The organism is Gordonia sp. NPDC003425 (assembly GCF_053588635.1).
The window spans coordinates 57,541-80,551 of the sequence record NZ_JBSFQI010000005.1; the positions used below are offsets into that span (position 1 = coordinate 57,541).

Below are 23,011 nucleotides of genomic sequence, written 5' to 3' on the forward strand. Positions count from 1 at the left end.
GCGCACCTTCGACGCGGCGATCACGAGAGGCGCCCGTCGTCGGCGACGGCCCACCGGGTCACGGCGTCGGCCAGTCGTGCGGTCAGGCCGTCGACAAGTGCGTCGCCGTCGACGGCCGAGGCGCCTCGCGGGTCACCGAGCACGCCGGACTCGCTCACCGCCGCCACACCACCGGCACGCATCGTCGGCAGCAGCGTGGCGATCGGCGCCACATTGCCCGCCGCGGCCCGCTCCAGATTCACCAATTCCGGCGAAAGGTGAAGCAGCACTGACGTTTCGGTGTGGCCAGCGTGCGCGTCGGCGGCGACGTCGGAGGAAGCGAAGGCACACGGGAACCACGCCACGTCGCGGCCCTCGTAGCGCAACAGCGACACGGCAGCAGCAGCCGTGGCGGCATTGCCGCCGTGACCGTTGACGAAGACGATGCGATCGGCCCACCGGCACGCGCTGCGCCCGAACTCGACGAGCACGCTGCGCAAGGCCTCGTGCCCGATCGAGATGGTCCCGGGAAACCCCTCATGCTCGCCACTGGCGCCGTAGTTGAGTTCGGGTGCCAGTAGCACCGACGGATCGGCCATCCGGGCACGCGCACCGGCCGCGACCGCCGTGGCGATACGGGTGTCGGTGTCGAGCGGCAGGTGAGGTCCGTGCTGTTCGAGGGAGCCGAGGGCGACGAGCAGGGTGACCGGGGAGTCCGCTATTTCCGGCCACGTGTGCCGACCCAATACCGGACCTGTCATCCGTCCAACTGTAGCGACGCCGACGGCCGGAAGTAACCGCACCGGGCTGTTTTCTCGCACGAACACACGACCCGACCTCCCACCGAGCGAACGATCGGCCTGTGTCATGCTGGTGCGGTCGACGTGACAGGCGACACACCTCGGTAATCACGGATGGAGAGCTCTCACATGACCGCACCGGAACAGGCAGGCACGGGCGGACCGCTGCACGGGATACGGGTTGTCGAGTTCGCCGGGATCGGTCCCGGACCCCACGCCGCGATGATGCTCGCCGACCTCGGCGCCGACGTCATCCGGGTCCAGCGCCCGGGTTCGCTGCCGAAGCCCGGACGCGACGCCGACGCGCTGCTGCGCGGACGCCGGGTGGTGGAGGCGAATCTCAAGGACCCCGCCGACCGCGAGACCATTCTGGGACTGCTCGGCCGGGCCGACGTGCTCATCGAGGGGTTCCGGCCCGGCGTGATGGAACGCCTCGGTTTCGGTCCCGACGACGTCGAGTCCGTCAACCCAGGACTCGTCTACGGTCGCATGACGGGGTGGGGTCAGGACGGCCCCCGCGCGCACGTCGCGGGTCACGACATCAACTACATCTCGCTCACCGGAATGTTGCATGCCATCGGCAGACGCGACGACCGACCGGTTCCTCCGCTGAATCTCGTCGGTGACTTCGGTGGCGGGTCGATGTTCCTCGTGATGGGTGTGCTCGCGGCGCTCGTCGAGCGCGGATCGTCGGGGCGCGGCCAGGTGATCGACGCCGCCATGGTCGACGGCGCTTCGGTACTGGGACAGATGATCTGGGCATTCCGCGGCACCGGGTTGTGGAGCGATCAGCGCGGTTCCAACATGCTCGACACCGGTGCGCCGTACTACGAGGTCTACGAAACCTCCGACGGCGGTTACATGGCCGTCGGCGCCCTCGAACCGCAGTTCTACGCCCAAATGCTCGAAGGGTTGGGACTCGCCGACGCCGACCTGCCGGCGCAGGACGACGTGGCGGGGTGGCCACGGCTGCGGGAGGCGTTCACCGAGGCGTTCGCGTCCCGCACCCGTGACGAATGGACCAAGGTCTTCGACGGTACCGACGCCTGCGTCTCCCCCGTCCTGGCCTTCAACGAGGCGCCCGACGACCCGCACATGTCGGCGCGGGCCAACCTCGTCGAGATCGACGGCGTGATGCAGGCGCAGGTGGCGCCGAGGTTCTCGCGCACGTCGCCGTCCACCCCGCACGGACCGGTCCGCGAAGCCACCGATCCGTCGACCATCTGGACCGACTGACGTCGAACGGTTGAGCACTTCCCCGCTCGGGTGGTTTCGACAGGCTCAACCAGCGAAACACCCGCTGGTTGAGCACTTCCCCCGCTGGTTGAGCTTGTCGAAACCACCCCACCGGACACGCTCGACCCGCCGCCCCCGCTGGTTGAGCTTGTCGAAACCACTCACCGGGCACGCTCAACGCAGATCCGGGCACGCTCAACCCGCCGCCCCCGCTGGTTGAGCACTTCCCCCGCTGGTTGAGCACCCCCCGCTGGTTGAGCTTGTCGAAACCACCCCACCGGGCACGCTCAACGCAGATCCGGGCACGCTCGACCCGCCGCCCCCGCTGGTTGAGCACTTCCCCGCTGGTTGAGCTTGTCGAAACCACCCACCGGGCACGCTCGACCCGCCGCCCCCGCTGGTTGAGCTTGTCGAAACCACCCACCGGGCACGCTCAACGCAGATCCGGGCACGCTCGACGCAGATCCGGGCACGCTCGACCCGCCGCCCCCGCTGGTTGAGCACTTCCCCCGCTGGTTGAGCTTGTCGAAACCACCCCACCGGGCACGCTCGACGCGGATCCGGGCACGCTCAACGCGGATCCGGGCACGCTCGACCCGCCGTGTCGGCCAACTAGAACGTGTTACAGTTCTGCGCATGGGACAGTACGACGGCCAGGTGGTTTACATCACCGGGATCGCACGCGGGCAGGGACGCAATCACGCCATCCGGTATGCGCGCGAGGGCGCGGCGGTCATCGGTCTCGATATCGCCGCCCCGGTCACCGACCACGCCACCTACCCGCCCACCACGGCGGCCGATCTGGCCGAGACGGTACGCCTGGTGGAGGAGGCCGGCGGCAAAATCCTTGCACGCCAAGGTGATATCCGCGACCTCGCCTTCCAGGAACAACTCGTCGCCGACGGTGTCGCCCAGTTCGGTCACCTCGACCACGTGGTGGCCAACGCGGGCATCCTGACGTGGGGACTGAGCTGGGAACTGTCGGAGAATCAGTTCACCGACGTCATCGATGTCAACGTCAACGGCACCTGGAAGACGTTGCGAGCCACCATCCCCGCCCTTCTCGACGGCGACACCACCGGGCGGTCGATCGTGGTGGTCAGCTCGGTGGCCGGCCTCAAGGCCATGCCGGTGCAGGCGTCGTACTCCGCGTCGAAGTTCGCGCTGACCGGCCTGGCCCAGACCGTGGCGAAAGAACTCGCCCCGCGACGAATCCGGGTCAACTCGATCCACCCCTACGCCGTCGACACACCGATGGGCGTGGCCGACTCGTCGGCCCTCAAGATCTTCGAGATGAGCGAATACACAAGGTATTTCATCTCGATGATGGACCACTTCCCGGTGGCCTCGCTCGACGACGTCTCCGACGCAGTCCTGTTCTTGACCTCGCCGCACGCCCGCGCGATCACCGGTACCCAGTTCGAGATCGACATGGGCAACTCGAAAGTCTGACCCCCGCCTCAGAGCGGCCCGCCGACCCCGCTCGTCTCAGTTCCCGTAGGACCGCTCGAATCCATCGGGAATGATCAGGTCGTCGCGGGTGAGTTCGTGAATGCTCTTGCGGCCCAGCCCCATCAGCACTCCGTCCAGACCCATGCGCATGAGGTCGAGCACATTCTCCACCCCGGCCTGCCCGTTGGCGGCGAGGCCCCACAGGTAGGCCCGACCGATCATCACCGCGCGGGCACCGAGCGCCAACGCCTTGGCGACGTCGCTGCCGCGGCGAATACCCCCGTCCAGCAACACGTCGACCTCGTTGCCGACGGCGTCGGCGATGGGTCCGAGCACGCGGATCGTGGCCGGAGTGCCGTCGAGGTTGTTACCCCCGTGATTGGACACCGAGATGGCCGACGCGCCGATGTCGACCGCACGCCGGGCGTCGTCGAGACGCGTGATGCCCTTCACCATGAACGGACCGCCCCACTGCTCGCGCAGCCAGGCGAGATCCTCCCAGGTGGGCGGCGGAGTGTTCATCCACTCGTAGTAGGCGCCGAAGAATGTCGGTCCAGGGGTACCGGCGTCGGCGGGCAGGTTGGGCGCAGTGAGATCCGGGATGATCACCTTGCCACCGCGAATCCAGTCGAGCGCGTAGCGCGGCTTGACCGCGATCTCCGGCGCCAGCTTCAGCAGCGCGGCGAAGTCGACCTTCTCCGGGATCTCCGGGCTACCCCAGTCGCGACCGGTGTTGAACACCCAGTCCGTGGTGACGATCAGTCCCTTGGCCCCGGCCGCCTTCGCGCGTTCCACCCGGGCCAGGATGTCGTCGCGGGAACCGAGCCAGTAGATCTGGAAGAAGATCTTGTCGTTCACCGCGGTCACCTCCTCGATCGGGTGCGAGGCGAAGCTCGACAACCCCATCGCGGTTCCGCGGGCCGCCGCGGCGCGCGCCACCGCCACCTCGCCATCCGGATCCACGGCCTGCACGCCGGTCGGCGAGATCATCACCGGGAACGAGAGTTCTTGTCCCATCACGGTGGTGGTCATCTCGCGGTCGGGCTGCACACCCACCACGTGGGGTGCGAAGCCGAGTTCGGAGAAGGCATCGACGTTGTCGTTCACCGTGACGCCCGCCTGGGTGCCGGCGATGAGCGACGAGTACACGGACTTCGGCAGCCGCTTACGCGCCCGACGCTGTGCCTCGGTGACGCTTTCGAACCAGGGATTTCGCGCCCAGGGATTGGTGACCATTGCTCTTCCTGCTCTCTGCTTCTTCTAGATCGTCTGCGGGGCGAAGCCCGCCAAGGGATTCTCGTCGCAGCTCTTCGACGGCGGACGGGTCATCAGCGTCAGCGGCACGCCTCGCGAATGATCCTTGTTGGCCGTGGGTTTCGTGCGTTCACCGGCGAGCAGCGCTTCGCCGTAGCCCTGCACGCATTCCGGGTCCGGCCCGGCCAGCGGCAGTCCGGTGAAGAACTTCGCGGCCATACACCCACCGCGGCAGGCATCGAAGTGCGCACACTTGGTGCAGGCACCGGCGTTCTGGGGTTCGCGCAGTTCGGCGAACAACTCGGAGTTCTGCCACACTGCCCGGAATCCGCCGTCCGACAAGATGTTTCCGGCAAGGAAGTTCTCGTGGATCGCGAACGGACACGCGTAGACGTCACCGACCGGGTCGATGAGACAGACCACCCGGCCCGCGCCGCACAGGTTCAGGCCGGGAAGCCCGCCGCCGGCACCGCCGAAGGCCGACAGATGGAAGAACGAGTCCCCGGTGAGCACGTTCTCACCGTTGGCCACCAGCCATTCGTAGAGGTCGCGTTGCTGTTCGGGCAACGGGTGCAGGTCATCCCACACGTCGGCGCCGCGACCCGAGGGACGCAGACGGGTGATGCGCAGGGTTGCACCGTAACGATCGGCGAGGGCCTTGAACTCGTCGAGTTGGGCCACGTTCTGCCGGGTCATCACCACGCTGATCTTCGCGTCGGCGAAACCGGCCTCGGCCAGGTTCTCGAGTGCCCGCACCGCCATGTCGAACGAACCGGGACCGCGTACCGCGTCGTTGACCTCCGCGGTGGCGCCGTCCAGCGAGATCTGGACGTCGACATAGTCGGAGGCGGCCAGCCTCGCCGCGACCTTCTTGTCGATCCGCAAACCGTTGGTGGAGAACTTGACTCCCACCTGATGGTCGGTCGCGTAGTCCACCAGTTCCCAGAAATCGGGGCGTACGGTGGGCTCGCCGCCACCGATGTTCACATAGAAGACCTGCATCCGCTGCAACTCGTCGATGATCGCCTTGCACTGATCGGTGGACAGTTCGCGCGGATCACGCTTTCCCGACGACGACAGGCAGTGCACGCACGCCAGATTGCACGCATAGGTGAGTTCCCAGGTGAGGCAGATCGGAGCGTCGAGGCCGCGCTCGAACTGGTCGACGAGCCGACCGGCCGCCGGTGGCGCGGCCGGCACCGCGGCGGCGAGTCCGGTTGCGCTGGAAGGTAACTCAAGTGTGGTCATGGGCTGTGACTCCTTGGACTCGGGGAGTGCGTTCGACCGACGGACATGCGCGGGCACGCGGCGTCGGGAATGGACGGGTTCGGGCGGATCGACAGTCGGGCGCCACACCGTCAGGCGGGGCGGGGCGTGATCATGCCGGAAGCGGCAAGCGCGCTCAGCGCCTGGAGGTAGAGCGCACGGTCGGGGGGCGCACTCACGCCGGCCGCGACGAGCGCATCCTGCGCGCTGTCGTGATCGGCGAGGGACGCCACGATGCCGACCACCGTCAGGTTCTTGAGGAACGAGAGCTTGCGGGTGCCGAAATGGTAGAGCAGCGCGCCGAAGGGTTCGGGCCGCAACGCCACCTTCGGATTGAGCCGCCACGCGGCGGTGACGTCGAACCCTGCGACATCAGGCGAATCGACGGGCCGGCGGCCGGCGACAGTGCTGCCACCGGCCGTCGGATTCGATGTCGGTGCGGACATCAGTAGACCCCGCACATCCCGTCGATCGAAACCTCTTCGACCAGCGACTCGGTGACGAGTTCCGCGTCGACGTCGGCCGGGACCGTCGCGTCCTGCGCCGGCGTGGTTGTGTGATCTGCCATGATCTGGACCTCCTGTTGATCATCAAGTGAAGTGGATCACTGCACACTATAATGGCACCCGGTGCATAAAACAGTCCCCAGTCGAGAACTATCCGGGTGGACAGGTAACTGATGAGCCCATCGAAGTCCGCCACGACCGCCCCTGCCACGTACGCACGGGCGGCGCCCGGTCGACGGCCGATCACGACGCGGGCCCAGATCAGCGCGGTCGCGATCGACCTGTTCACGCAGCGCGGATTCGACGAGACCAGTGTCGACGACATCGCCGACGCGGTGGGCATCGCGCGCCGCACGCTGTTCCGCTACCACCCGTCGAAGAACGCCATTCCCTGGGGTGATTTCGATGCCCACCTCGACGACATGCGCGCGCTGCTGACCGCCATCCCGGCCGAGCTTCCGATAGCCGACGCCCTCACCGAGGCGCTGGTGAGCTTCAATCGGGTTCCGGCCGACCAGACGGGCAGTCATCGCCGCCGGATGTCGTTGCTCCTGGGAGTTCCCGCACTGCAGGCACATTCGATGCTGATGTACGCGGAGTGGCGTCAAGTGGTCGCAGAGTTCTGCGCCGCACGACTCGGCCTGGCAGAAGGCCACCACATCCCGCAGACGATCGGATGGCTCTGCCTCGGTACCGCACTTGCGGCCTACGAACAGTGGCTCGCCGACGCCGACGCCGACCTGACCGCGCTGATCGTCGACGGTTGCACCACGTTGTCCGACGGCCTACGGGCGCTGCACTGAGCCGATCGTGACCGACTACCCTGATCCCGTGGTGGCTCGATCTCCCGCAGGCATGACTCGGGGGGAATTGGCATTACAGGTAGAACGTGTTCTAGTTTCGAGGTGTGGAGTGTTTGTGACATGGCCGAACTGACCCCTCACGGCTCTCGGAGCGTGATCCTGACAGTGGCGCGGGTGATCGACGAGACCGCCGATGCGCGGTCGATCGTGTTCGAGATCCCCGACATCGCGAAAGCTGCGTTCACCGAGTACAAACCAGGCCAGTTCCTCACGCTGCGCATTCCGAGCGACCAAACCGGCTCGGTGGCGCGCTGCTATTCGCTGGCGTCGGCCCCTTCTGTCGACGACCTCCCCAAGGTCACCGTCAAGCGCACCGTCGACGGATACGGCTCGAACTGGGTCTGTGACAACCTCGCTGCCGGGGACACGGTCGAGGTTCTCCCACCGTCGGGGGTGTTCACCCCACGCCGGCTCGACGAACCCCTGCTACTCATCGCTGCGGGCAGCGGCGTCACCCCGGTGATGTCGATCCTGAAGTCCGCACTCGCCTCCGGCGACGCGCCGGTCGTGTTCTTCTACGCCAATCGTGGTCCCGACGACGTGATCTTCGCCGAGGAACTGCGTGGACTCCAGCAGACCCACGCCGAGCGCCTGACCGTCGTCCATTGGCTGGAGACGCTGCAGGGACTGCCCACCGAGCGACTCCTGACAACTCTGTTCCGACCATTCACCGGCTACGCGGCCTACATGTGCGGGCCCGCTCCGTTCATGCATGGCGTCCATGCGGCACTCGATGCGGCGGGCTTTCCCCACCACGACGTGCACTCCGAGGTGTACAACTCGCTCACCGGCGACCCGTTCGCCGACGTGGAGCTCGGCGAGGTGTCCGAGGCCGAGCAGGCGCAGGCCGCCACGGTGGTCGTCGAGCTCGACGGCGCGTCCCACGAGTTGAGCTGGCCGCGCAGCAGAACGCTCATCGACATCATGCTCGCCGCGGGTCTCGATGCCCCGTACTCCTGCCAGGAAGGCGAATGTGGTTCGTGCGCATGCACATTGACCGAGGGTAGCGTCGAGATGGACAATCCCGGCGCGCTCGATCCAGCAGACATCGAGGACGGTTACATTCTCGGCTGTCAGGCACATCCCACCTCCGAGCGACTTCACGTGGAGTTCTGAATGCTTTCCAACCTTTCCCCGCAGCGCCTCGCACATGTGATGTCGGCGTTTCTGCTGACCACCGGAACCCTGCACTTCGTGGCGCCCACACCGTTCGACTCGATCGTCCCGCGCGAGATCACCGATGCCACCGGCACATCCGCCCGCAGCCTCACCTATGCCTCGGGTGCGGCCGAGGTCGCCATCGGCGCCGGATTGCTCGGCTCGCGCACTCGCCGTCTCTCCGGTGCCGCGGCGGCAGCGCTGTTCGTCGCGGTGTTCCCCGCGAACGTCAACATGGCGCGGATGTGGCGACGCAAGCCCGCGCCCTACCGTGCGATCGCCATCGGTCGTCTGCCACTCCAGATCCCGATGATCGCCGCGGCCATCCGGATATGGCGCGGCTGACGGCCGATCGTGGGTGCCCGTCCGGATCCACACTGCTGTGACGACACCAGATTCCGAGGGGACAACACCCGATTCCGAGGGGACGACACCCGATTCCGAGGGGACCGAGGAGACCGACCTCACAAGACACCGGAGTCTGCATCGCCCCGACTCGGAAGACCTCGACGCGCGCTCGCTGATCTGGCTGACCCTGATCGCTGCGGCGGCCGGTGCCGTCGCGGGCTTCGTCGGCGGCGCGTTTCGCTGGATGCTGATGCGTGCCGACGAGTGGCGCGGCGACATCGTGGACTGGTCTGTGCATCATCAGCCCTGGGGGCTGGCCGTTCCGGTCCTCATCTCGGCGGCCGCGGCAGCGGCCGCCACACAGATCGTGGTGTGGGTACCCCGCGCCGGGGGCAGCGGCATCCAGCACGTCGAGGCGGTGGAGCGAGGTGAGGCCGAGCCGCCCGACCTGTGGGTGATACCCGCGCGCTTCGTCGGCGGCCTGCTGTCGGTCGGCGTCGCCGGCATGGTACTCGGCCGGGAGGGACCCACCGTCCACATGGCGGCCGCGATCGGCACGGCCGCAGGACGTCTCGCACGCGCCGGAAACACCGAGATACGTCACCTGCAGACAGTCCTGGCGGGCACGGGCCTCGGGGTCGCCTTCAACGCACCCATCGGTGCCGCGTTCTTCGTGTTCGAGGAGATCGCCAAGGAGGTTCGAGTCCGCACCATCGTGTGGACGCTGGCCGCGGTGGCCATCGGCGTGGGCTGCAGCAGACTGATCCTGGGCGATCATCCCGATTTCGGTGTGCAATCGGTGACCACACCCTCGCTGTGGCTGGTGCCGCTGTTCGTGGTCTTCGGTGCGATCCTCGGTCTGATGGGTGTCGCGTACAACTGGCTCGTCATGAAGAGTCTGGCCTTGTTCGACGCGGTCACCCGGGTTTCGGCGCCGGTCAAGTCGGCCTGCATCGGCGCGCTGATCGGCGCGGTGCTGCTTTTCGCCCCCGAGATGACCGGCGGCGGCGATTCGGTGTCGCAGCGCGCGCTCGACGGATACCACTACGCGTTCTTCGCCATCGTGGTGCTGTTGGCGGTGCGCTTCATCGCCGGTCCGCTGTCCTATTCGGCAGGCACACCGGGCGGCCTCTTCGCGCCGCTGCTGGCGCTCGGCGCGCTCACCGGCCTGCTTGCCGGCCGGATCATGGAATTCGCGTCGCCGGGTTTCGGCCGGGAGCTCATGATCCCGCTCGTCCTGGTCGGCATGTCCAGCCTCTTTGCGGCCGCGGTCCGGGCACCCTTCACCGGTGTGGTGCTGGTGATCGAGATGACGACGGTCACCGAGGTCACCATTCCGATGCTGGTGGCCGGCGCCGCGGCGGTGATCGTGGCCACCCTGATGCGTTCGGCGCCGATCTACGACAGTCTGCGCGAACGCATGCTGCGGTCGGATCAACTCGCCTGACCGCCCCCTGCCCCACCCCACCCCCTCCCCGACGGATCAGCGCAGGGACCGAAAATGCTTGCGCTGCTCCGGGTCCAATCGCTCGACGGCGTAACCCAGTGCGGTACGGCCCATCTGCGCTGCGTGGTTGTCGAGGTACCCGGTCAGCAACCCCTCGTCGATGCGTTTGCCCATCTCCCGCAACATCCAGCCGAACGCCTTCTGGATCAGTGGCCGGTGGTCGGCGATCACCAGCGGCGCCACCGACAGCAGCGCGTCGGCGTCACCGTGTTTGATGAACGCGAACGTGCCGATCACCCCAACCCGGCGATGCCACAGTGCGGGCGTCTTCGCGAACTCTCGCAGCGGCCCCACATCGGCGCTGCGGTACTGCCACTCCCCGAGGATCGGATCGGCCGAGGAGTCGACGAGGTCCCAGTTGTTCACCTGCCCGGCGTGGACGGCGGCCACGTAATCACCGACCCAGGCCTGCGCAGCGGCCTCGTCGGCGCGGTCGAACTCGGCGCGCATGAGAAACAGTGCCGTGAGCCGGATTTCGTGGAAACGCGAACCCAGCAGCTCGGTCACGGCATCCCGGCCGATACCGCGAAAACCCTTGGCCGCGGCCCGCAACCGGGGCACCGTGACCCCCAGGAACTCGTCACCCTCGCCGTAACCGCCGGGGAAGGCCTGGAAGAAGCGAGCCGAGTCGGCGGCACGGTCGGGATCGGCGAGCACTTCGATGGCAGCGCACACGTCGTGTGCCGACGGACGCCGGGCCACCGCCGCTACACCAGGTCGGAGATCGGGGTCCGTGCCTGCACTTTGGCGCGCGACTTCATCACCGCACCGGCCTTGCCCGCACCGATCACCGCGGTGAGCACACCGTCGCGGCTGTAATAGGCGAGGAACTTGGTGCCGTCATCGTCCACGATGTGCACGTCGTCGTCGGGACGCGGATCGCCGATCAGCTGGATCTTCAGATCGAACTGATCGCTCCAGAAGTAGGGCACCGAGGCGGTGACCGGGTCGGCACCGGCGATCTGGCCGGCCACGATCGCGGCCTGCTCGACGGTGTGGTTCCAGTGTTCGACACGACGCGGCGTTCCCCCGGCGCCTGCCTCTTCCGCACCCGTCCAGTTCGCGACGTCGCCGAGCGCGTACACGTCGTCGGCGCTGGTGTGTCCAGTCGAGTCGCAGGCGATGCCGCCGCCCGCCTCCCGCTCGGCGAGCTCGATTCCCGAACTGTCGAGGTAGTCCACCACGGGCACCGAACCGATCCCCACGACGACGAGGTCGGCGGGCAGATCGGTGCCGTCGTCGAGCCGCACGCCGGACACCGCGCCGTCGTCGCCGACACGGATGTCGCTGACACCGACTCCGGTACGCACGTGCACGCCATGCGCTTCGTGCATGCGCGTGACCAGAGCCCCGATCCCGGTGCCCAACGCGGCGGCCAGCGGGGTGGGTGCGGGTTCGACCAGGGTGACGTCGAGTCCACGGGAGCGCAGGCTCGCCGCCACCTCACACCCGATGAATCCGGCACCGATGACCACCGCGACCCGCGCCGCGTCGATTTCGGCGCGCACGGCGACGGCATCGTCGAAGGTACGCAGGACGTGCACCCCGGTGGTGCCGGCCGGCAGATTCGGCAACTGCCGCGGCAGCAGTCCGGTGGCGAGGACGAGGTGGTCGTACGCGACGGTCTCGACCCGCGACGGGTCGTCGGTGTGTTCGACGGTGACGGTCTTGTGTCCGGGCGACACCGAGACCACGCGCTGCCCGAGGCGCAGTGTGATCGTCGCGGAGGTATAGAAATCGTCGGGCTTGAGGTCGACGCGTTCGTCCTTGCCGAGCAACACCGACTTCGACAGCGGCGGACGGTCATACGGAGGATGCGCTTCGGCCCCGATCACGGTGATCGGCCCGGCGTATCCATGCGTGCGCAGCGACTCGGCCAACCGGGCGGCGCCCAGTCCCGCGCCCACCACCACCACGCCTGCGGATGATTCGGTCATCTGTCTCCCTCATGCGTCGACGGGTCGCTCAGCGACCCGGGGCAACCGGTGTGACGTCGGCCACCAACCATGTTCCGTCGACATTACGCATCGAAACACGGCGCGCGACAGGGGCCCGATCGACGACCTCGCTTCCCCCCGGCTCACCGGCGCGTGTCGCCGGTTCCGGTGCGGGCGTACCGTTCGGTGCGCTGACCCGCTGGTCGATGAACATGAGCACGCGCGCGGTGTCCGGCGAATACCGCTCCACCCCGGATGCGAGCACCCGCACCGACATCGACACCTGCGATCCGACGGATCCGGGGAGCACGGCGTCGTTGCCGTCCGCGGCGTAGCGGACGCTCAGCGGGGCGGTGAGATGCGCGCTCACCGCCTCCCGATGCGCGACGGGGTCGGCCGGACCGAAGGTCATGAGCGCCGCGATCCCGGCGTCGGCGGCGCGCAGCACCGCCGTCCGGGTGGCGTCATCTGGGGTGGGCCGTGCGGCACGCGCGCCCGCCCATGCGCCGACCGCCACCAGCGCCGCAACGCCGATCACGGTGAGCAGCGCGGCGATCCTGCGCCGGTCGGCGCGGGTGAACCGGTGATGGGTCACCAGCGGCCGCGCCGGAGGGGTGGGGCACCACACCGCACGCGCCCGGGCGCACACCGTCGACCGTCGGCTCATATCCCCTCGACCTCGGCGATCTTCCAGGTGCCGCCGGTATGGATCATCTCCAGTGACAGTGTGATGCGGTTGGCTGCGGGGTCGCCCCCGACGAGTTGCGGATCGGAAGCCTGCGCGACGAGCAACACCCGGGCATGCGATCCTTCGCCGGCGCCGCTGGGATCGGAGGTCAATCCGGCCGAGATCACCTGTCCGGTGGTGGCCGCCGGTTCGGCCGCGATCGCCGCGACCAGCGCGTCGCGTGACCGTTCGAGCTTGCGGTGCTGGTCCCCGGTGGTCACCGCGAGCACGCGGTCGGGGTAGCGCTGCGCGTCGGCGGGCGACGAGGTGAGCATCGTGGTCACCGCGGCCCGCGCCGAGGCGAGGACGTCGGCGGCGGTCTGCGCCCGGCGGTCCTGCCGGGCGTCGACCACCGCGAGCACCACGAGCGCGACAAGGGCGGATATCGCGATCGCTGCGAGGCCGCCGAGTACCCACCGGAAGATCCGCGACCGCCGTCGTCCGCGGGCGCGCAGGTCGGCGGCCGCCGCGACCCGCGCGAGTCTGGCGCTGCGGGTGGCCTCATCCACCCGCGCCTGTGCCTGCTGCACATCGGTATCGGTCACTCGAGCACCTCGGCCTCGGCCAGACGCCACCGGCCGCCATTCTCGACGTACCCGGTGCGCAGTGTCCGGTCCTCCTCGGTGACCGAGCCCGCCTTCGGCGTGGTGGCGATCCGGGTGCGGATCAGCGCGGTGGCATCGCCGACGCCCACATCGATCAGTGCCACGTCGTCGACATGCCAAGTGACCGAGGCGATTCCGTCGGGCGGCGGCTGTTGCAGCTGCGGGGCGTGCACGTCGGCGAAATCGCCGGTGACCAGTTGCCGCGCGTGCCGGCGGTCGGCTTGCCACCGGGCGACGTCGACGCTGAACACCGCCTGCACGATCGCACCCGCCTGGGTACGCAGTTCGGCGCGGTTGGCCTCGACGGTACGGTTCTGCGCCACTGCGCGACCCAACATCCCCACCCCGGCCAGCAGCGCGGCGACGACGAGCACCGACACCACACCCAGCACGAGGCCCCGGCGCAGTTCGATGATCGCGCCACCGCCGGTGTGGACACCTCCGCCCTCGCTCGATGTCGTCATGGCAGGTACTGCACCGCCGCCACCTTGAGCCGGCCATCCTCCGGCGTGACCAGTACCCGCAACCGGAAATCCCGCGGCGGCGACGCCTGACCCGCCGATGATGGGCGATAGATGACCGTGGCCGCGACGAGCACGGTCACCGCGTCGCCCGATCGGGCCGCCACACCGGTCCCGGTGACCGTGGCACGTGCGACGGTGCCGGTGCGCTCGACGAATTCGGTGTAGGCCTGCGCGGATTGGGCGAACTCGTCGTGAAAGGTGCCGGTGGCACCGTCGAGAATGCGCTGTACCTGTCCGGGATCGGTGCTGTTGGGTCCCAGCAGCAGCGACATCTCCGCGGCCGCCGCGCGCTGGTAGTCGGCGTCGGAATGGGCGCCGGTCACCGACACCCACGACACGATCCCCACCACCGCCGCCGCGAGCGACGCGATCGCGGCGAGCACCAGCACCGCCCACCAGGCACCGGGCACTCGCCGGCCGAGTCCGGCGCGGCCCCGCGCGTCGGTCAGATCGTCGACGGCCCGCTGGAACGCTCGGCGCGCTTCACGGTCGCGCACGATCGGGTCAGGCTCTGGCGACGTCGTCGTCGGCATTGCCCTCCTTGGTGAAGATGTGCAATTTGCGTTTCGTGGTGCGTGCGGTGGGTGGTGTGTGCACAATTTACTCATCGTTCTCTAAGGAGGCCCTCGATGACAGAGAGTCGGCAAGCCCAGTCGCTGAGCACGACCTTCTTCCGGCGCAAACCCGTCGAAGGTGAGGGCGCTCCGGGATCCGGCGAGGGCGAGGAGCACCTCAAACGGAGTATCGGCACCTTCCAGCTCACCCTGTTCGGCGTCGGCGCCACGGTGGGCACCGGTATCTTCTTCGTTCTCCCCGAAGCCGTCCCCGACGCCGGACCGGCCGTCATCATCTCCTTTCTCCTCGCGGGCTTCGCGGCCGGCCTGGCCGCGATCTGCTACGCCGAGATGGCGTCGTCGGTCCCCGTGTCGGGGTCGAGCTACTCGTATTCCTATGCGACGCTGGGCGAGATCATCGCGGTGGCGGTCGGCGCCTGTCTGCTCCTCGAATACGGTGTGTCGGCGGCGGCCACCGCCGTCGGGTGGAGTGGCTATCTGAACAAACTGCTCGACAATCTCTTCGGCTTCCAGTTCCCCACCGCGCTCTCCCAGTCACCGTGGCCCGACGGCGACGTGCCCGCGGGCGTGTTCAACCTTCCCGCCGCCATCCTGGTGACCCTCTGCTGCCTGCTGCTGGTGCGTGGGGCCAGCGAGTCGGCGCGCACCAACACGATCATGGTGTGCATCAAGCTGTTCGTGCTGGTCCTCTTCTCCGCGATCGGCTTCACCGCCTTCCAGGCCGACCACTTCGCCAACTTCGCCCCCTTCGGCGCCGCCGGCATCACGGCCGCAGCCGGTGCGATCTTCTTCTCCTTCATCGGCCTCGACGCGGTGTCCACTGCCGGCGACGAGGTGCGCAATCCACAGAAGGCGATGCCGCGAGCCATCATCGGCGCACTGATCGTGGTGATCACCGTGTACCTGCTGGTGGCGGTCTCGGGTATCGGCGCGCAGGCCTGGCCGAAGTTCGCCAGTCCCGAACAGGCCGACGCCGGACTGGCGGTGATCGTGGAGAACGTGACCGGATCCACCTGGCCGGGCACCGTGCTCGCGGCGGGCGCGGTGATCTCGATCTTCTCGGTGACCCTGGTGGTGATCTACGGCCAAACCCGCATCCTGTTCGCCATGGGTCGGGACGGATTGCTACCCAAGCAGTTCTCACACGTCAATCCCAAGACGATGACTCCGGTGTGGAACACCGTGGTCGTGTCCGTCGTCGTCGGCGTGCTGGCCGGGTTGCTCCCCATCGGCAAGCTCATCGACATGGTGTCGATCGGCACCCTCGTGGCATTCAGTGTGGTGTCGGCCGGTGTGCTCATCCTGCGCAACAAGCTGCCCGATCTGCCCCGCAGCTTCAAGGTTCCCGGTTATCCGATCACCCCGCTGCTCTCGATCGCGGCCTGCCTGTGGATCCTGTCCGGTCTGCATCTGGTGACGTATCTGGCCTTCGCACTGTGGGTCCTGGTGTTCGTTGCGTTCTATCTCCTCTGGGGGCGCAAACACAGTCGCCTCAACGAACTGAGTGCCGAGGAACTCGTCGCCGGCGGGGGCAAACCGCTCAGCCAGCGGTTCAAGACATGGACCGGCATCGTCGTGGTGATCGGAGTGGTCGGGTTCATCTTCGCGGCCATCTACAACCATCAGGATCACACCGCCGCCAGCGCACCCCTCAAGGACGGCAGCGCCCTGCTCACCGACTACATCAAGGCGGTCAACGACAAGGACTGGGGCACTGCCGAAGATCTCTCGTGTGCGGGCAGCCCGGCGCGGCAGAACGTCGACGCGCTCAAGGCCGGCAGCGGCAGCTTCCTCGATGGGGTCACCTACGACCCGGAGAGCGTCGGCCTCGAGGATCTGCCGAAGGCGACCGGTGGCGACAACTACTCGGCGAGGTTCAGCCTCCAGGAGGACCTCGGTGACTCGAAGACCTCGCCGACGCAAACGCCGATGACCGCCGAGATGCACCTCGGGGACGAGCAGTGCGTCATCTCCATCGCGAAGAAGTAGGGGTGATCCGGTGAGTATCGTCGTCGGGTACGTGCAGGGCGAGGGGGGCCTCGGCGGTGTCCAACTCGGCGCGATGCTCGCCGAGGCCATGAAGACCGAACTCATCGTCGCGACCGTGGTGCCCAAGCCGTGGGTCACGCCGTCGCCGGCGAAGGTCGATGCCGAGTTCATCGAATGGACCGATCAGGTGGTTGAGCGCGCCCGCGACGAGGTCACCGAGTACATGGAGATCTATCCGCCCGATCTCCAGTGGAGGTTTCAGCGACTCGATCACCGCACCGCGTCGTCGGCGTTGATGGCCTTCGCCGAAGAGGTGAACGCCGCTGCGCTGGTGATCAGTTCGACCGGCGACAGCCAGTTGGGGCAGATCCAGCCGGGCGCAACGGCCGACTCGCTGCTGCATCGATCGAAGGTCCCCATCGGCATCAGCCCCCGCGGCTACCGCTCCCCCAAGGACGGTCAGCTCAAACGGGTCACCGTCGCCCTGGCCGACGGCGGACCCGACGCCATCGCCGTGGTGGCCCGCGCCCGCGAACTGGCCGACCGGATGAGTGTGCCGCTGCGGGTGATCACCTTTGCGGTGCGCGGCGGCGCGATGTATCCGCCGCTGGTGGGTCTGGTGAGCGAGGACGTGGTGCTGGCGCAATGGCAGGACCAGTCCGGACAGGCACAGCAGCGGCTGCGCGACGAGGGGGTGATCGACCCCGACACGCCATGTCTGGTGGCGTCGGGCCGCGGATGGCGTGAGGCGTTCGATTCGGCCGAGTGGATCGAGGGCGAGGTGCTGTTCCTCGGGAGTACCCGCGAGGGCCTGCTCGCGCAGGTGTTCATCGGGTCGCGCGCGAGCAAGATCGTCCGGCATTCGCCGGTGCCGGTGGTGGTCCTACCCCGCTGACGCCAACAGCCGGTGGCAGCGGATCAGTCGTTCGCGCCACCAGAGTTCCCGATCGGGATTCACCCGCGGCGTCGTCGCCGCGACGTGGTCGTCGGAGTCGAACCATCGCGGGACCACGGCCCCGGATTCGGGAACGAACCCCGCGCCCACATCGACGGTGAACAGTGTTCCCGTGCCCAGCCCGCAGGCGTGGTCGAGAGTCGGTAGCGCCGCGGCGGCAGCGACTCCGGCAGCCATGCCGACCGCACTGTCGAGCGCACTGGAGATCACCACCGGAAGCCCGATCTGCTCGGCCAGCCGCAGCACCGACCGCATCCCACCGAGGGGCGCCACCTTGAGCACGGCGACATCGGCGGCGTCGGCGGCCACCACCCGCATCGGGTCGGCGGCCTTGCGGATCGACTCATCCGCGGCGATCGGCACGTCCACCGCGCGACGCACTGCGGCGAGCTCTTCGACTGTGGCACAGGGCTGTTCGACGTACTCCACATCGCCGATCGCGCGGATCGCGGCGATGGCCTCGGGCACCGACCAGTGCCCGTTGGCGTCGACGCGCACCCGGTCAACCACCGCGCGAGCGGCCGCGACCCGGGCGACGTCGTCGTCGAGATCCTGCCCGGGTTCGGCGACCTTGACCTTCGCGGTTCTCGCACCCGGGTACCGGGCCAGGATCGCGGCCACCTCACCGGCGGGGACGGCCGGGACGGTGGCATTGACCGCAACCCGCTCACGCACCGGGGCGGGTGGTCCGAGGTAGGCCGCCTCGATGCCGGCGGCGAGCCATGCCGCCGACTCGGCGTCGTCGTACTCGGTGAACGGCGCGAATTCGCCCCAGCCGGCCGGGCCGCGAAACACCATCACCTCACGAATCAGGATGCCGCGGAAGCGGTTCCGCAGCGGTAGTGCCACCACAGCGGCGGATTCGAGCAGTTCGGCCACCGGCGGTGGCGTGCGGGTCACCGCCTCACCCGGCCAAGAAGTCGCCGACGGTCGACTCGAACTGCTGCCGACGATCACGGTGCACCGAATGCCCGGCGTCGATGATCTCGAAACCGGCCCGCGGGATCGACTCACTGAGGCGGCGCAGATGCTGCGGCGGCAGGAAGCTGCGGGGTCCGCCCGAGATCACCAGGGTGCGGCCGTTCACCACCGACAGCTGTTCCCACCAGTGCGGCTCCGCCCGCCGGAACTGTGCGCCCACCTGATCGGCGACGCCGCGGTCGAAGCGCAACACCGGGCGCGGATCGGCCACCAATGCACGCAGACCGCGCAGTCGTTCACCGAAGCCCGCGCCGGTGGTGATCTCCTCGTCGAGGTCTTGCTGGTCCCGGGGCATCGGGGGCACCTCCTCGAGGACGAGGTTGCGCACCCGCTCGGGTTCTGCCATCGCCACCCGCAGGGCGGTGTGGGCGCCCAGGGAATGTCCCACCACGTCGACGTGATCGAGCCGTGCCTCGTCGAGCACGAATCGCACGTCGTCGCGGAAGTCGTCGAGGTCGTAACGGTCGGCGTGCGCGCTGCCGCCGTGGCCGCGCAGATCGAGCGAGATCACCGACCGCCCCGCGCTGCGCAGAGCCCGGGCGAATCGCCGCCAGGTGCTGTGGTCACCGGCCATGCCGTGCACCAACAACACCGGCACCCCCGTATCCGACGCCACCGCGTCGGTAAGCCTGGGACCCGTGGGACCCGCGTCGGTGGGCCCCGACATCCGGACGGCCAAGGCGAGATCGCCGGAACCGGAGACGGGACGGTGCAGGATGCGCATTGGCTCAACGATAGTCAAACACTGGTCGTGCACCGTCGATGTCACGCCCGCGGCCGCGCTGGCGACAGGCAACCGCTTCCCATCCTCGGTCACGGGCGTGACATCGGCGTCGACCGGCCTGGTGCCGGTCTCGATTCCGCGCGTCGCATCCCCAACAACGCGCGCATCGGCGTCAGTGGTCGTGGAACCACCTGCTGTTCTTCGCGCGCCACACCATGTCTTCCCAGTACCCCCACGTGTGGGTGCCGACATTCGGGAAGTCGGTGGTGATCGGAATGCCCTGCAGGGCGGCGGCAACCTCGAACGATCGCGTCTGCGCGAGTGCCGCGACCTCCAGGGGCGTGCCCTTGACCGAGTCCACCGCGTTCGTGTTGTAGCGGCCCCAGGTGGCCGACCCGGACCCAACCCTGATCTTCATTCCCCGCATCCGCGGCAACTGCACCAGGGCGTCGTTGCCTTCCCACCGTTTACTCCACGGTGGCCCCCACATCGCGTCGGCACTGAACGGACCCACCCCGGCCTCGACGCCGGCGTCGATCAGCGCGAGCCGGATCGCCTCACGCATGGTGGGGGCGGAGAGATTCAGGTACCCCGACATGGAGAACACGTGCGAGATTCGGTTGCGGTGATAGGCCCCGTAGATCATGGCGGCGTTGCCGCCCATGGAGATTCCCATCATCGCGTACTTGTGCCGGGGGCCCACGGCCAGTCCGCGGGCATCGAGTTCGGAGATGATGCGGTCCAGCCGGCACGTCCAGCGGTAGCGGTAGGTGATCTTGTTGCCCGGGCTCGCGGTGTTCCAGTCGGAGTAGAAGCTGGCCAGACCACCCACGGGTTCGACGACGTTGACGCCCGAATCGGCCATGCGCTGGATCCGGGTCTCGTGTCGCCACCCGCTCATGTCGCTCGTCGCGCGCAGACCGTCGAGCGCGATCACGGTCTTGTAGTTGTCCGCGCGGGTCCACATGTCGACGGGGGTGGCGGGCATTCCGCAGCCGCCGACGTAGAACCGGCCGAACCAGGCGGCATGCGCGCTACCCGCATTGATCCAGCCCGCCGCCAGGACGGTGCTCAGCAGCACCACGAGGACAACGGTTCGACGGGCGCGGATCGGACGCGCGGACACCCGCGGCCCCGGGAGACAGGAAAGCACGGACGAACATTAAGGGCCGCTCACACCGTCGATCCAGGCCTCGTGACCACAGGTCTCCGACATTGAGACCCGTCAGTTACCAAAGTGGCAGATGTGAAAGTTGTTAATTAGAGTTACTTGGCCGTCGCTGCTCCGCGAACTCCGTGGGAACGAAAACAGACAATGTCGCCGTTCCCAACCCGGCCGGGTGTGGCGGTGGCACACTCTCGCATCAGAGGCGCACGTCACCGGCGCTCCGAGGCGAAAGGCCCGGCATGAATCACATCGGTCATCAGAGTCGAAACGCCCGCCGCAGCAGGTTCGCCGCACTCGTCCTCGGCGCCGGCATCGCCATCACAACCCTGTTGGGCGGGGGCGTCCCCGGCGTCGCGTCGGCTGCACCGCCCGATGCCTGCGGTCACTACAGCGACAAGACCACCGGCCGCGGATACCTGTGGGGACAGGTCAAGGGCACCAAACCATGGGCTCCGGGCAGCAACCTGGCGGTAGTGCAACCGGGACCGCAGTACCAGCCGAACCCGTTGGACCCCAAGTACTACGCGATCCGCAAGGGTGGCGACAGCAAAGGCTTCAAGGACGACTTCCTGCTGCTACCCACCAACCGCATCAAGGGCATCGAGTGCCCGTATCTGGAGAACGGCTCCCAGCTCAACCTGTGGAGCGCCGCGTGGTTCCAGATCCCCAACTACGTCGCGGTGAACCCGGCCAAACCCTTCGCGCTCGGCGTGAACTCCGCCGACACACGCGGTCAGGACCAACTGCACATCCATCTCGCGCAGGTGTATCCGGACACCCTCGCCGACTTGCGGGCCATCCCGAACATGCCGACGAACCTCAACAACTGGATGTCGACGAACTACAAGCTGCGCATCAACCCTCATTTCAGCGGCGGCACCCGACAGTTCCGCGTGGTGAAGTACCGCGGCACGATGCCCAACCTGTTCGCGCAACTCGACCAGGTGTTACCCGGCAAGGAGGTCATGGACTACCAGTCGATCGGTGTCGTCTACGCCGGTCAGCCCAACACCTGGTATCTGCTCAACAGCACCCGCAATCTCCCCGGCCGCGGGACCGGCCTGATGGACATGATCTACGGGTGGCGGTACAAGTAGTCGCGGCCTGACTCGAGTCGGAGCCGTTCCCGCGGATCCATTTCCTTCCCGCGTCGGGGATTACATGCGCGGCAAGGAAATGGGTGCGCGGGAAGCCACGCCAACACAAAGGCGCCCGGCCACTGTCGTGACCGGGCGCCTTTGCTGTTCGTTCAGTGCGTCACTTGATGATCTTCGTGACTCGACCCGCACCCACGGTGCGGCCACCCTCACGGATGGCGAAACGCAGGCCCTCGTCCATGGCGACCGGCTGGATCAGCTTGACGCTCATCTCGGTGTTGTCGCCCGGCATGACCATTTCGGTGCCCTCGGGGAGGGTCACGACGCCGGTCACGTCGGTGGTACGGAAGTAGAACTGCGGACGGTAGTTGTTGAAGAACGGGGTGTGACGGCCGCCCTCGTCCTTGGACAGGATGTAGGCCTGACCCTCGAACTCGGTGTGCGGGGTCGTGGTGCCCGGCTTCACGATGACCTGGCCGCGCTCGACGTCCTCACGCTTGAGGCCGCGGAGCAGCAGACCGGCGTTGTCGCCGGCCTGAGCCGAATCGAGGAGCTTGTGGAACATCTCGATACCGGTGACGGTGGTCTTCTGCGACTTCTCGCGGATGCCGACGATCTCGACTTCCTCGTTCACGTTGACCTCGCCGCGCTCCACACGACCGGTGACCACGGTGCCGCGGCCGGTGATGGTGAAGACGTCCTCGACGGGCATCAGGAACGGCTTGTCGGTCTCGCGGACCGGATCCGGGATCGACTCGTCGACAGCGTCCATGAGCTCCTCGACGGACTTGACCCACTCGGGGTCGCCCTCGAGGGCCTTGAGCGCCGACACCTTGACGACCGGGGCCTCCTCGTCGAACTCCTGGGCGGCCAGCAGTTCGCGGACCTCCATCTCGACGAGCTCGATGATCTCTTCGTCGTCGACCATGTCGGCCTTGTTCAGGGCGACCAGGATGTAGGGCACGCCCACCTGGCGGGCCAGCAGCACGTGCTCGCGGGTCTGCGGCATCGGGCCGTCGGTGGCGGCGACCACGAGGATCGCGCCGTCCATCTGGGCAGCACCGGTGATCATGTTCTTGATGTAGTCGGCGTGACCGGGGGCGTCGACGTGTGCGTAGTGACGCTTCTCGGTCTCGTACTCCACGTGCGAGATGTTGATCGTGATACCACGAGCCTTCTCTTCGGGAGCCTTGTCGATCTCATCGAACGCCGAGGCCTTGTTCAGCTCCGGGTACTTGTCGTGCAGCACCTTGGTGATCGCCGCGGTCAGGGTGGTCTTGCCGTGGTCGACGTGACCGATGGTGCCGATGTTCACGTGCGGCTTGGTCCGCTCGAACTTCGCCTTCGCCACTTGTTTGTC

23 protein-coding genes and 1 pseudogene are annotated in these 23,011 nt (G+C 67.7%); 9 read left to right on the top strand and 15 right to left on the bottom strand.

The genetic code is table 11. From position 1 onward, the window contains the following. Positions 1-20: 20 nt before the first annotated feature. Positions 21-740 carry a mycofactocin biosynthesis peptidyl-dipeptidase MftE gene (gene mftE / locus ACWDTD_RS07965; RefSeq protein ID WP_449746557.1) on the bottom strand — a complete coding sequence of 240 codons (720 nt, stop codon included), beginning with the start codon at positions 738-740 and terminating at the stop codon, positions 21-23. Positions 741-908: 168 nt separating this feature from the next. Between mftE and ACWDTD_RS07970 the strand changes: the two genes are divergently transcribed. Beyond that, on the top strand, positions 909-2,015 hold the full coding sequence (locus ACWDTD_RS07970; protein ID WP_449746558.1) for a CaiB/BaiF CoA transferase family protein: 1,107 nt from the start codon (positions 909-911) through the stop codon (positions 2,013-2,015). A 636-nt stretch (positions 2,016-2,651) separates the two neighbouring features. Then, the gene (locus tag ACWDTD_RS07975) at positions 2,652-3,467 is read left to right on the top strand and encodes a mycofactocin-coupled SDR family oxidoreductase (RefSeq protein WP_449746559.1); all 816 of its coding nucleotides are present in this window, start codon (positions 2,652-2,654) and stop codon (positions 3,465-3,467) included. Positions 3,468-3,503: 36 nt separating this feature from the next. Here the strand turns inward: ACWDTD_RS07975 and mftD are convergent, their stop codons facing one another. The 4 genes from mftD to mftA all read right to left on the bottom strand — a co-directional run bounded on the left by mftD (position 3,504) and on the right by mftA (position 6,555). Further along, on the bottom strand, positions 3,504-4,703 hold the full coding sequence (gene mftD, locus ACWDTD_RS07980; RefSeq protein ID WP_449746560.1) for a pre-mycofactocin synthase MftD: 1,200 nt from the start codon (positions 4,701-4,703) through the stop codon (positions 3,504-3,506). A gap of 24 nt (positions 4,704-4,727) precedes the next feature. Next, the gene (gene mftC / locus ACWDTD_RS07985) at positions 4,728-5,969 is read right to left on the bottom strand and encodes a mycofactocin radical SAM maturase (RefSeq protein WP_449746561.1); all 1,242 of its coding nucleotides are present in this window, start codon (positions 5,967-5,969) and stop codon (positions 4,728-4,730) included. Positions 5,970-6,079: 110 nt separating this feature from the next. Then, complete coding sequence (mftB, locus tag ACWDTD_RS07990; protein ID WP_449746562.1) at positions 6,080-6,433, bottom strand: mycofactocin biosynthesis chaperone MftB; 354 nt, start codon at positions 6,431-6,433, stop codon at positions 6,080-6,082. Then, the gene (mftA, locus tag ACWDTD_RS07995; RefSeq protein WP_449746563.1) at positions 6,433-6,555 is read right to left on the bottom strand and encodes a mycofactocin precursor MftA; all 123 of its coding nucleotides are present in this window, start codon (positions 6,553-6,555) and stop codon (positions 6,433-6,435) included. Before mftA ends, mftB begins: the two co-directional genes overlap by 1 nt. 111 nt (positions 6,556-6,666) lie before the next feature. Between mftA and mftR the strand changes: the two genes are divergently transcribed. From mftR to ACWDTD_RS08015, 4 genes are all read left to right on the top strand, one after another. Beyond that, positions 6,667-7,296, top strand: a complete 630-nt coding sequence (gene mftR, locus ACWDTD_RS08000; RefSeq protein WP_449746564.1) for a mycofactocin system transcriptional regulator — start codon at positions 6,667-6,669, stop codon at positions 7,294-7,296. Positions 7,297-7,416: 120 nt separating this feature from the next. After that, complete coding sequence (locus ACWDTD_RS08005; RefSeq protein WP_449746565.1) at positions 7,417-8,472, top strand: 2Fe-2S iron-sulfur cluster-binding protein; 1,056 nt, start codon at positions 7,417-7,419, stop codon at positions 8,470-8,472. Next, positions 8,473-8,859, top strand: a complete 387-nt coding sequence (locus tag ACWDTD_RS08010) for a DoxX family protein (RefSeq protein ID WP_449746566.1) — start codon at positions 8,473-8,475, stop codon at positions 8,857-8,859. It abuts the gene before it with no gap. A 37-nt stretch (positions 8,860-8,896) separates the two neighbouring features. Then, on the top strand, positions 8,897-10,309 hold the full coding sequence (locus ACWDTD_RS08015) for a chloride channel protein (protein ID WP_449746567.1): 1,413 nt from the start codon (positions 8,897-8,899) through the stop codon (positions 10,307-10,309). A gap of 36 nt (positions 10,310-10,345) precedes the next feature. On the opposite strand, the gene ACWDTD_RS08020 is transcribed toward ACWDTD_RS08015, so the two are convergent. The 6 genes from ACWDTD_RS08020 to ACWDTD_RS08045 are packed head-to-tail and all read right to left on the bottom strand — an operon-like array spanning position 10,346 to position 14,659. Further along, positions 10,346-11,071: a DNA alkylation repair protein gene (locus tag ACWDTD_RS08020; RefSeq protein WP_449746568.1), complete on the bottom strand. Its 726-nt coding sequence runs from the start codon at positions 11,069-11,071 to the stop codon at positions 10,346-10,348. Between the two features lie 5 nt (positions 11,072-11,076). Continuing rightward, complete coding sequence (locus tag ACWDTD_RS08025) at positions 11,077-12,306, bottom strand: NAD(P)/FAD-dependent oxidoreductase (RefSeq protein WP_449746569.1); 1,230 nt, start codon at positions 12,304-12,306, stop codon at positions 11,077-11,079. A gap of 28 nt (positions 12,307-12,334) precedes the next feature. Beyond that, positions 12,335-12,973 (bottom strand): hypothetical protein, encoded by a 639-nt coding sequence (locus ACWDTD_RS08030; protein ID WP_449746570.1) that lies wholly within the window; start codon positions 12,971-12,973, stop codon positions 12,335-12,337. Next, complete coding sequence (locus tag ACWDTD_RS08035) at positions 12,970-13,578, bottom strand: hypothetical protein (protein WP_449746571.1); 609 nt, start codon at positions 13,576-13,578, stop codon at positions 12,970-12,972. Before ACWDTD_RS08035 ends, ACWDTD_RS08030 begins: the two co-directional genes overlap by 4 nt. Beyond that, positions 13,575-14,102 (bottom strand): hypothetical protein, encoded by a 528-nt coding sequence (locus ACWDTD_RS08040; RefSeq protein WP_449746572.1) that lies wholly within the window; start codon positions 14,100-14,102, stop codon positions 13,575-13,577. The genes ACWDTD_RS08035 and ACWDTD_RS08040 overlap by 4 nt, the downstream gene beginning before the upstream one ends. Next, entirely contained in the window at positions 14,099-14,659 is a 561-nt protein-coding gene (locus ACWDTD_RS08045; protein WP_449746573.1) for a hypothetical protein, read from the bottom strand. Before ACWDTD_RS08045 ends, ACWDTD_RS08040 begins: the two co-directional genes overlap by 4 nt. 132 nt (positions 14,660-14,791) lie before the next feature. Between ACWDTD_RS08045 and ACWDTD_RS08050 the strand changes: the two are divergent. Next, positions 14,792-16,237 (top strand): annotated as a pseudogene (locus tag ACWDTD_RS08050) (amino acid permease); the annotation flags it as partial. A gap of 499 nt (positions 16,238-16,736) precedes the next feature. After that, on the top strand, positions 16,737-17,621 hold the full coding sequence (locus ACWDTD_RS08055; protein WP_449746574.1) for a universal stress protein: 885 nt from the start codon (positions 16,737-16,739) through the stop codon (positions 17,619-17,621). Here ACWDTD_RS08055 and ACWDTD_RS08060 read toward each other — a convergent pair. From ACWDTD_RS08060 to ACWDTD_RS08070, 3 genes are all read right to left on the bottom strand, one after another. Beyond that, the gene (locus ACWDTD_RS08060; RefSeq protein WP_449746575.1) at positions 17,610-18,581 is read right to left on the bottom strand and encodes an o-succinylbenzoate synthase; all 972 of its coding nucleotides are present in this window, start codon (positions 18,579-18,581) and stop codon (positions 17,610-17,612) included. The genes ACWDTD_RS08055 and ACWDTD_RS08060 overlap by 12 nt on opposite strands. A gap of 4 nt (positions 18,582-18,585) precedes the next feature. After that, entirely contained in the window at positions 18,586-19,386 is an 801-nt protein-coding gene (locus tag ACWDTD_RS08065) for an alpha/beta fold hydrolase (protein WP_449746576.1), read from the bottom strand. Between the two features lie 172 nt (positions 19,387-19,558). Further along, on the bottom strand, positions 19,559-20,470 hold the full coding sequence (locus tag ACWDTD_RS08070; RefSeq protein WP_449746577.1) for an alpha/beta hydrolase: 912 nt from the start codon (positions 20,468-20,470) through the stop codon (positions 19,559-19,561). Positions 20,471-20,793: 323 nt separating this feature from the next. Here ACWDTD_RS08070 and ACWDTD_RS08075 point away from each other — a divergent pair, with 323 nt between their 5' ends. Next, positions 20,794-21,651 (top strand): CDP-diacylglycerol diphosphatase, encoded by an 858-nt coding sequence (locus tag ACWDTD_RS08075; protein ID WP_449746578.1) that lies wholly within the window; start codon positions 20,794-20,796, stop codon positions 21,649-21,651. Positions 21,652-21,811: 160 nt separating this feature from the next. Here ACWDTD_RS08075 and tuf read toward each other — a convergent pair whose 3' ends face one another. Beyond that, positions 21,812-23,002: an elongation factor Tu gene (tuf, locus tag ACWDTD_RS08080; protein ID WP_449746579.1), complete on the bottom strand. Its 1,191-nt coding sequence runs from the start codon at positions 23,000-23,002 to the stop codon at positions 21,812-21,814. Positions 23,003-23,011: the final 9 nt, after the last annotated feature.